This window comes from Propionispira arboris (assembly GCF_900109225.1).
Taxonomy (GTDB): Bacteria; Bacillota; Negativicutes; order Selenomonadales; family Selenomonadaceae; genus Propionispira; species Propionispira arboris.
Genome location: NZ_FNZK01000006.1, coordinates 179,741 through 189,881, shown reverse-complemented (window position 1 = coordinate 189,881; position 10,141 = coordinate 179,741). Strand labels below are relative to the sequence as shown.

The window sequence follows — 10,141 nt, the reverse complement described above, 5'->3', positions numbered from 1 at the left end:
CACCTGTTCCCATACCGAACACAGTAGTTAAGCACTTGAACGTCGAAAGTACTTGGGTGGAAACGCCCTGGGAGGATAGAAAACTGCCAGTTAAACAAAAAGCACTCATATGTATGGGTGCTTTTTTCGTATGAAAAAACCGTTTAACTCTTCCTGAGAACGTTAAAAAAAGAGCAGCAATAGAATTTTCTATTGCTGCTCTTTTGAAATTATTTATTCGAAGTTTTTCTACGTGATAATAAGTGCATAACTTTTGCTCCCGTATTTCTTATACGGCGAAGCGGGGCTACTTTTGTTTTTATTTTTGGTTTCATATCTTTTACAGATCCGAAATCTCCCCGTTTGAGATATGTCATTTTTGTTTTTTCTGGTTTTAAAAAACGACGAATCGCATTTACAGCTTTTTCCGGTTGACTTTCGTCAGAACAGGTGAAGATATCGACAGCAGCATAATTTAAATCTGGATATGTATGAACGGTTATGTGACCTTCTTTCAGTAAAATCAAAGCGGCTGCATGTTCGCCTTCGAGAATTTGAATATCAGCATTGATCAGTGTTAAACCGGATTCTTCGATTGCAAGCTGCAATGAACCTTGAAGGAGTTCAGCATTTACAATTTTATTGGACTTACAATTATACATATCAATAGCTAGATGTCTGGCAAGAATTTTCAATGTTAGAATCGCTCCTTTTATTTAATTAAATGAATACATGAAAGACAAAAATTTTATAAAATACATGTACAGTCAGGTACTTTTTTAAATATATTAAAATGAATTTTTGCATAGTACTACAGACTAATATTATAAAGCATAATAGCAATTTTGTAAAGAAAATTCAAAGTACAATAGAATGAAATAAGGGATTCTTAAGGCAAGCGTCAGAAAAAAACGGTAGAGACTGATAGCCATAATTATGAACTAACAGATACGCTGGTTTTGTTTTGACCGCGTGATAAACGAAGTTAAATTTTTACTGAAAATTGAATCGGATGTATGGTAGAATAAGATAGTAATCGAAAAGATAAAATCAAGTTAAATAATCATTTTGTCAAGTACTGGCTGTTTCTCTTAAGAAGGCCTTCAGCTGGTAAAGAGAGGAGATTTTTCTATGAATAAAAGTATATGTAATGTATTAGGCATCAAATATCCTATCATCCAAGGTGGTATGGCCTGGGTTTCAGAAGCGAAACTTGCTAGCGCTGTATCGAATGCTGGTGGTGCTGGAATTATTTCAAGTGGCGGCAGAACAACGGAATATGTAAGAGAACAGATTCAATTGGCAAGAACCTTGACTGCTAAACCATTTGGTGTAAATATTATGTTGATGGCTCCAAATAAAGAAGAGATCATTGATGTGGTTTGCGAAGAAAAACCGGCATTTGTCACATTGGGTGCGGGAAATCCTGTTCCATTTTTTGAAAAATTAAAAGCTGCTGGTATCAAAATAATTCCAGTTGTACCAAATGTAAAATTGGCTCAGCGTGTTGAAAAAGCGGGTGCGGATGCTGTTGTTGTTGAAGGTATGGAAGCCGGTGGTCATATTGGTGTATTGACTACGATGGCACTTATGACACAGGTTATTCATGAAGTTGAAATTCCAGTTGTTGTGGCTGGTGGTTTTGCTGATGGTCGTGGGTTGGCTGCTGCATTAGTGATGGGGGCTGCTGGTGTACAGATGGGGACTCGTTTCTTAGTAGCAGAAGAATGTGTGGTACATGTAAATGTAAAAACGAAGTTGATTGCATCCGTCGATACAGATTCAATTGTAACGGGTCAGTCCATGGGACATGCAGTGCGTGGCGTAAAAAATAAATTTTCATTAAATTTTCTTGAAATGGAAAAAAATGGAACACCTGAAGCGGAATTGATTCGTCTGGCAACTGGTACAAATAAACTTGCAGCGGTTGACGGTGACGTTGAAAATGGCATGGTTCAGGCTGGACAAAGTTTATTACCACTTAAGAAAATTGAACCGGCAAAAAAAATTATTGATTCAATCGTTTTGGAAGCAAGAGCTATACTGGATAATGCTCCATCCATTCATGTTTAAAAAATTTTTCTTAAAATAAACCAACATAAGAAACGCTATGGAAAAATAATTTCATAGTGTTTCTTTTTCTGTAGCTTTCCTTGCTATATGAGATTAAATACTGTATTATACTATATAGTAATGTTCTTAATTGTACATAAAATGTATGATTTATTATCACAGGAGGATTTTTAAATGAAATCGAGAGTATGTCAGGCCCTATTTTTTTTCTTAATTTGTGTAGTTGCTTTTGCGGGATGTGGAGCCAATCAAAGTATTGATAAAGAAAAAGAGAATGGAAATTTTAAAATTGTTACATCGTTTTATCCGATGTATGTTGCAACCATCAATATTACCAACGGAATTGATGGGGTTGAGGTCAAAAACATGACGAAACCACAGACTGGTTGTTTGCATGATTATCAATTGACACCAGCTGATTTAAAAACATTAGAAAAAGCCGATGCATTTATTGTTAATGGTGCCGGAATGGAAGCTTTTTTAGATAAGGTTGTAAAACAACAAGAAAAATTAAAAATCATTGATGCATCAAAAGGGATTGATCTTTTAAAAGATGGAACGGAAGAGAATCCTCATGTTTGGGTCAGTATTACAAATGCAATTCAGCAGGTGAGAAATATTGAGGAACAATTGATTGCAGATGATCCGAAACATGCCGCTCAATATAAAGAAAATGCGGATGCTTATGTCACCAAGCTTGAAAGCTTAAAACGGGAGATGCATACGGCTATTGATCCTTTGCCAAATAAAAATATTGTAACATTTCATGAGGCATTTCCTTATTTTGCTAAAGAATTTAATTTAAATATTGTTGCTGTGATTGAACGTGAGCCGGGCAGTGAGCCGACACCGAAGGATATTGAAGAAACAGTAGATAAAGTTAAAAGCCTTAATGTGAAAGCATTGTTTGCTGAACCACAATATCCAGAAGGTGCCGCACAGACTATTTCGAAAGAAAGCGGTGCTAAAGTATATACACTGGATCCTGTAGTTACAGGAGATGCGGATGAAACTGCCGCTGATGCATATATTAATGCAATGAAAAAAAATGCACAGGTTTTAAAAGAAGCTCTACAATAAAATTTTATTTAGAAACTGTCTCTTTTTGAGGCAGTTTTTTTTATGGAAATTGAATCGCAGGCACTTATTTATTTCTAAATAAGAATAATTCGCAAAATCTATTGCAAAAAGTCAAAAAGTCAAATATAATAAAAATAAAGGTCAAATGGTCAAGACAATGCGAAGGTGAAAAAATGAGTAATATAGCAGATTTAATCGAAGAGTATATTTTAAGGCGTTTGTCGAGTGAACAAAATCGTAAAGTGGAACTTCGGCGAACTGATATTGCTGATAAGATATGTTGTGCACCGTCACAAATTAGTTATGTACTGAATACACGATTTACGCTAAAAAAAGGCTTTGTTGTAGAGTCGAGACGAGGTCTTGGGGGGTTTATCCGTATTGCCCAGGTTCCGTTGGATTTTATTTATCAGGATATGCTGGATAAGATAGCTGAAAACACGGAACTTGATGAAATTCAACGGATGGTCCGTTATCTGCTGCAAAGACAACTAATTCAAACTCGGGAAGCCGCAATTGTAATGCAATTTTTTACATTTGCTTATGATAAACTTGAAGCAGCAGAACGAACACGGATGATTCGCTCCGTATTTTTGACATTGGCAAATTTTTCTTAGGAGGTAAAAATCTATGTTATGTGATGATTGCAAAAAAAATGAAGCGTGTGTTCATATTACGCAGATTAGCAGTGATGGTAAGGTGGACAGAAATTTATGCGAAGATTGTGCTCAAAAATATGGGAAAATTGTTTTCAATCCAGATAAAAGTTTTTCTGTAAACGATTTTTTAACAGGAATGTTCAATAGTGGTCTTAAACCACAGTTAGAGGATACCAAAGATACAGCTCAGGATTTTGTTTGTCCGAATTGTGGTATGACGTATAGAGATTTTACACACACCGGAAAAATTGGTTGTAGTGTTTGTTATACGAAATTTGGTAAAAGACTGGAACCACTTTTGCGCAGAATCCATGGATCTAGTACGCATAATGGCAAGATACCTAAAAGATCAGGCGGACAGCTTGAAGTGAAACATCAAATTAAACGATTGCGCGAAACACTTCAAAATCATATTGCTAATGAAGAATATGAAGAAGCAGCTAAACTTCGTGATCAAATTAAAGATTTAGAAAAAGCCTTCAATGAAGAAGAGCAGCAGGAAAAGAACTAGGGGGAGTGTGCTATGTCAACAGATGAATTGTTTACGAATCCATATTCACCATGGATGAATGGCAGCGGAATGGATGGTGACGTTGTTTTATCAAGCAGGGTAAGGCTTGCTAGAAATTTTTCTGATATCCCGTTTCCAAATCGTGCGAATCTTGCCCAATTGTCTGAAGTAAAAGCAATGATGCAGGAAATTTTGCCCGAACTTGAAGATATAACAGATAAACCTTATCAGTGCCTGCCAATTGATGAACTTACAAATTTGGAAAGAAAAGTGTTGATTGAAAAACATTTGATCAGCAATAATCATATAGAAAATCCAGAACACCGCGCCCTTGTTGTGAGTGATGACCGTAAAGTGAGTATTATGATTAATGAAGAAGATCATTTGCGTATTCAATGTATGGTATCAGGTTTGGATCTTGCAGTTCCATTAGAATTGGCCTCTAAAATCGATGATACAATAGAATCAAAACTAGATATTGCTTTCAATGAAAAGATGGGCTATTTAACATCGTGTCCGACAAATCTTGGTACCGGACTTCGAGCATCGGTGATGGTTCATTTACCGGGTCTTGTATTTACTCAACAGATCGGTAAAATAATGAATGCTTCACCACAGTTAGGGCTGGCAGTACGAGGATTGTATGGGGAAGGTACAGAAGTTATCGGTAATATATTTCAAATTTCGAATCAATTAACCTTAGGGTTTAATGAACAAGAAATTATGGATAATTTAACCAGTGCTGTGCTTGAAATTATTATGCATGAACGAGCAGCCAGAAAAGCCTTGATGACATATTCGGCCGAAAGATTAAGTGATCAGGTATGGCGTGCTTTTGGTATATTGAAATATGCACGTTCGGTTTCAGCTAATGAAGCTTTGTCGTTATTAAGTAAAGTCAGGCTTGGCATTGATACAAAAATGATTACAGAAGTTGCCGCAAAGTCATTTACTGAATTATTGGTATCAAGCCGCACAAATTATTTGAAGAATTTGCAGGAAAATGAAAATTTATCGCAAAATGAAATAGATAAAGAACGAGCAAAAACGATTCGTGAAACATTGGAAAAATTTAAAGTTGTTAGGGAGTGAGAACATGGATCATAGATTTACAGCTAGAGCTATTAAAGTATTAGAACTTGCTCAATATGAAGCAAGGGCCTTAGAACATAATTATGTAGGTACGGAGCATTTGCTGTTGGGGTTGATTCATGAAGGCGAAGGTGTGGCAGCCAGAGCATTAATGTCTTTAGGCATTGATTTAGCAACTGTACGCAACCGTGTGGAAGCTATGATTGGACCAGAAAATGATAATGCTGGCAATGCCTTTGTTTATACACCACGAGCAAAACGAGTTATGGAATTGGCATCAGAAGAAGCACAGTCACTTAGCCATAATTATATTGGGACGGAACACATTTTGTTAGGCCTGATTCGAGAAAATGAGGGAATTGCAGCTAAAGTACTCATCTCATTGGGTGCTGATTTGGATATTGTCAGAGAAACTGTCATTGAAATGCTGGGGGGAGAGCAAGCCGAAGCCAGCAATGAAAGTGGCGCCGCCAATACGGCTCATAAAAAAAGCAATACACCTGTTTTAAATGAATTTGGTCGTAATTTAAATGAAATGGCAGAAAAAGGGAAAATAGATCCGGTTATCGGGCGCGATAAAGAAATAGAAAGAGTTATTCAAATCCTGAGCCGTCGTACCAAAAATAATCCAGTATTGATCGGTGAACCTGGCGTGGGGAAAACGGCTATTGCCGAAGGATTGGCTCAGCGTATTACGCAAGGGAGTGTGCCAAAAATTTTGGCGAATAGACGCGTTGTATCGCTTAGCATGGCTTCTTTGGTTGCTGGGGCGAAATACCGGGGCGAATTTGAAGATCGTTTAAAGAAAATAATTGAAGAAATTACAAATGCGGAAGATGTTATTTTATTTATCGATGAGTTGCATACACTGATTGGTGCAGGCGCTTCAGAAGGATCGGTTGATGCTGCGAATATATTGAAACCGGCATTAGCTCGGGGAGAACTTCAAGTTATCGGTGCAACCACTTTAAATGAGTATAAAAAATATATTGAAAAAGACTCTGCATTAGAACGACGTTTTCAGCCAATCGTAGTTGGCGAACCTAATGTGGAAGATGCTATAAAGATCTTACGCGGAATCCGTGATAAATATGAAGCCTTTCATCGTGCCCAGATTACGGATGAGGCGATTGAGGCCGCGGTTAAGTTATCACATCGTTACATTACGGATCGTTTTTTGCCGGATAAAGCAATCGATTTGATGGATGAAGCTGCTTCGAAAGTCCGTCTGGCCGCAGTCGTACAGCCTGAAGATATCAAACAGTTAGAAAAAAATTAGAAACACTGAAAACGGAAAAAGAAGCAGCTATTACCATTCAGGAATATGAACAGGCGGCAAATATCCGCGATGAAGAAAGTAAAACGAAAATTGAACTCGAGGTCAAACAAAAAGAATGGGGTAATAAAGAAAATAGCCGCATTGTTGTTTCGGGGGAAGATATTGCAGCTGTTGTGTCAAATTGGACGGGAATTCCATTGCAGAAATTGGCGGCAAAAGAGTCAGAACGTTTATTAAACATGGAAGAAATTTTACAAACCCGAGTTGTTGGACAAGAAGCTGCTGTTACTGCAATTGCCAAAGCAATTCGTAGGGCCAGAACGGGACTGAAAGATGCCAAAAGACCAATTGGATCATTTTTGTTTTTAGGACCGACGGGGGTTGGTAAAACCGAATTGGCCAGGGCTTTAGCTGAAGCTTTATTCGGTGATGAAGCGGCTATGCTGCGATTTGATATGTCGGAGTATATGGAAAAACATACTGTTTCACGTATGATTGGCGCACCTCCAGGGTATGTAGGGTATGCCGAAGGGGGTCAGCTGACAGATGCAGTACGTCGCAAACCTTATTCTGTTATTTTGTTAGATGAAATTGAAAAAGCCCATTATGATGTATTTAACATACTGTTACAGGTTCTTGAAGATGGACGCTTGACGGATAGTCAGGGGCGCGTTGTTGACTTTAAGAATACAGTCATTATTATGACATCAAACATTGGGGCCAATTATCTTAAACCGGAAAATTCAACCGTTGGTTTTTTAACGAAAGATCAACCACAGGTTATGCCGGATATTGCGAAGAAAAAGGTGCTGGATGAAGTGAAGAAAATTTTCCGTCCGGAATTTTTGAATCGTATCGATGAAATGGTTGTGTTTAATTCACTTACGAAAAAAGAACTTACGAAGATCGTGGACATCATGCTTAATGATCTCAATAAACGATTGAAAGATATGGCTATTTCTCTTGAAATTAGTGAAGCTGCGAAAGAGCGAGTTATAGAAGAAGGGTCTGATTTTACCTTTGGTGCCAGACCTCTCAAAAGAGCGATTCAGAAATTGATCGAGGATGAAGTAGCTGAACGTTTGTTAGAAGTGACTTTTAAAGCTGGAGATACAATTCTTATTGATGCGATAGAAGGAAAGTTGACGTTTAAGAATAAAACAGAAGCTTTGATTGTAAAATAAAATACGTGTAAAACATAAAAAGACGAACTTGGCTGGTCTGAGTTCGTCTTTTTACCATGGTGGAGGATATGAAAAAAAGACGAAACACGTTAGACAAAAATTCATTAATTGTTAATATATGGAATTTTATAGAGAACTTTGTCATTGCAATTATTTGGTTGATAAAATTTGTTGTTAAGATATTATATTGCGCGGTTGTGAATTTCATCCAAAATGTTTTGCGGCGCAATAAAAAGATACGTATAGGAAAAGGTGAATGATTTGGCTAAAAAAAAGACGGCATATGTATGTCAGGATTGTGGCTATGATACGGCAAAATGGCTTGGTCGATGTCCTGGCTGTGGCGCATGGAATACAATGGTTGAGGAAGTAATCATGCCGGAGCGTAAAGCTGGTCTGAGCTTGGGTCTGTCGACCTCGGCTCAGCCAGAATCTATTGAAAATGTGACAGTGGATGATATGCCGCGGTTTTTGACAGGATCGGGTGAATTGGATCGAGTGTTAGGTAGTGGAATTATTCCAGGATCGGTCGTATTGATCGTAGGTGATCCTGGTGTTGGTAAATCAAGCCTTACGCTTAAGGTGTGTGCTAATGTGGCTAAAACGGGTAAAGTACTTTATGTTACCGGCGAAGAAAGCACACGTCAGGTACGAATGCGGGCGGATCGTTTAGACGCAATTGAGAAAGAATTGCTTGTTTTGAGTGAAACAAATCTTGATCTTATTGAGCAGCATGTCTTAACTGCCAGACCCAGACTATTAGTAATTGATTCTATTCAGACAATATTTAGACCTGACATACAGAGTGCGCCAGGGAGTGTTAGCCAAGTACGAGAATGCGCGGTTGAACTTTTGCGTATTGCAAAAACCCATGGCATTGCTGTGTTTTTAGTTGGGCATGTAACAAAAGATGGTACGCTGGCTGGTCCAAGAGTATTGGAGCATATTGTTGATACTGTACTTTACTTTGAAGGTGAAAGAAATGCACAGTTTCGCGTATTACGAGCTGTTAAAAATCGCTTCGGCAGTACAAATGAAATTGGACTTTTTGAAATGAGAGATGTTGGTCTTGTAGATGTACCAGATGCATCCAAGTTGTTTCTATCAGAAATGCAGGCGGACTCAGGCAGTATTGTTGTGCCAACGGTTGAGGGTACGAGGCCTCTTTTGGTTGAGGTGCAGGCATTGGTTGCACAGACCCCATATATGCCGCCAAGGCGGACTTCTGATTATGTTGATATTAAACGAATCCAATTGCTTTTAGCTGTTTTGGAAAAACGAGTTCATTTGAGTATTGGGGCTTGCGATGTTTATGTTAAAGTTGCCGGCGGTATAAAACTTGATGAGCCGTCTATTGATCTTGGACTCAGTGTAGCATTGGCCTCTAGTTTTAAAAATAGTATAGTTTTACCGCAGTGTGTTATTTTTGGTGAAGTTGGGTTGGCGGGGGAAGTGCGTGCAGTCAGTCAGGCTGAGGTTCGGATACGTGAAGCTGTTAAAATGGGCTTCAAAAATATAATATTACCGAAGAAAAACTTGGAACGCTTATCGCTTGATTTGCCAGTTAAATTGTATGGTGTTGAAAATGTTGGTGAAGCCCTTCGAGTGGCTTTAAAATAAAATTTGCTGTTTTAAAATGATTTTCATATAGTGTATTGACAAGAAAAATTTAAAGTGATAAAATAATTCCTTTTATTAAATACAAAAATGTGGTATAATAGGGACGTGTCTTAGGAGGTGTTGCTTTGCTTAGCATAGGAGACAAGGTGGTATATCCAATGCATGGTGCAGGGATTATCAACGGCATAGAAGATTGTGAGATTATGGGAGAAAATCGATCTTATTATGTTTTGAAAATGCCATTAGGCAGCATGAAAGTCATGATTCCGATTGATAATGTCGCGAATATTGGCTTGAGAGATGTTATACCGCAAGGCGAAGTTGGAAAAGTAAAGGTTATACTTCAGGGAGTACCGGAACAGTTAGCCGGCAGTTGGAATAAACGATTCAACGCAAATTTACTCCAAATCAAAACAGGTGATATCTGCAATGTAGCAGCGGTTGTTAGAAATTTGATTTTACAAGATCGTTCTAAAAAAATTTCTACAGGGGAAAGGCGTTTATTAGATATTGCAAAACAAATATTGGTCAGCGAACTTGTGTTTGCCTGCGATAAAGAGCCTGAGGCTGTAGAAACGTGGATGTATGATTTGCTTGATAAAAATACGCCAGGTGACTGACGTATTTTTTATTAAATTTTGACAAATGTAAATTATTTTAGTAA

Annotated in this window: 8 protein-coding genes, 1 rRNA gene and 1 pseudogene; 9 read left to right on the top strand and 1 reads right to left on the bottom strand. The window is 37.9% G+C overall.

Annotation, left to right across the window (positions count from 1 at the left end):
• A 5S ribosomal RNA gene (gene rrf / locus BMY14_RS08265) occupies positions 1-92 on the top strand; the annotation flags it as partial.
• A 117-nt stretch (positions 93-209) separates the two neighbouring features.
• On the opposite strand, the gene speD is transcribed toward rrf, so the two are convergent.
• Positions 210-674 (bottom strand): adenosylmethionine decarboxylase, encoded by a 465-nt coding sequence (speD, locus tag BMY14_RS08260; protein WP_019555277.1) that lies wholly within the window; start codon positions 672-674, stop codon positions 210-212.
• A 436-nt stretch (positions 675-1,110) separates the two neighbouring features.
• Here speD and BMY14_RS08255 point away from each other — a divergent pair, with 436 nt between their 5' ends.
• From BMY14_RS08255 to BMY14_RS08215, 8 genes and pseudogenes are all read left to right on the top strand, one after another.
• Entirely contained in the window at positions 1,111-2,052 is a 942-nt protein-coding gene (locus BMY14_RS08255) for a nitronate monooxygenase (RefSeq protein ID WP_091830777.1), read from the top strand.
• A gap of 174 nt (positions 2,053-2,226) precedes the next feature.
• Positions 2,227-3,132 (top strand): metal ABC transporter substrate-binding protein, encoded by a 906-nt coding sequence (locus BMY14_RS08250; RefSeq protein ID WP_091830775.1) that lies wholly within the window; start codon positions 2,227-2,229, stop codon positions 3,130-3,132.
• A gap of 173 nt (positions 3,133-3,305) precedes the next feature.
• A complete protein-coding gene (locus BMY14_RS08245) occupies positions 3,306-3,749 on the top strand; it encodes a CtsR family transcriptional regulator (RefSeq protein WP_091830773.1) in 444 nt (147 codons plus the stop codon).
• Between the two features lie 13 nt (positions 3,750-3,762).
• A complete protein-coding gene (locus BMY14_RS08240) occupies positions 3,763-4,302 on the top strand; it encodes a UvrB/UvrC motif-containing protein (protein ID WP_091830771.1) in 540 nt (179 codons plus the stop codon).
• Positions 4,303-4,314: 12 nt separating this feature from the next.
• On the top strand, positions 4,315-5,394 hold the full coding sequence (locus BMY14_RS08235; protein ID WP_019555282.1) for a protein arginine kinase: 1,080 nt from the start codon (positions 4,315-4,317) through the stop codon (positions 5,392-5,394).
• Between the two features lie 4 nt (positions 5,395-5,398).
• Positions 5,399-7,857, top strand: a pseudogene (locus tag BMY14_RS08230) (ATP-dependent Clp protease ATP-binding subunit).
• A 261-nt stretch (positions 7,858-8,118) separates the two neighbouring features.
• Complete coding sequence (gene radA, locus BMY14_RS08220) at positions 8,119-9,477, top strand: DNA repair protein RadA (protein ID WP_091830768.1); 1,359 nt, start codon at positions 8,119-8,121, stop codon at positions 9,475-9,477.
• Positions 9,478-9,602: 125 nt separating this feature from the next.
• Positions 9,603-10,097 (top strand): CarD family transcriptional regulator, encoded by a 495-nt coding sequence (locus tag BMY14_RS08215; protein ID WP_091830766.1) that lies wholly within the window; start codon positions 9,603-9,605, stop codon positions 10,095-10,097.
• Positions 10,098-10,141: the final 44 nt, after the last annotated feature.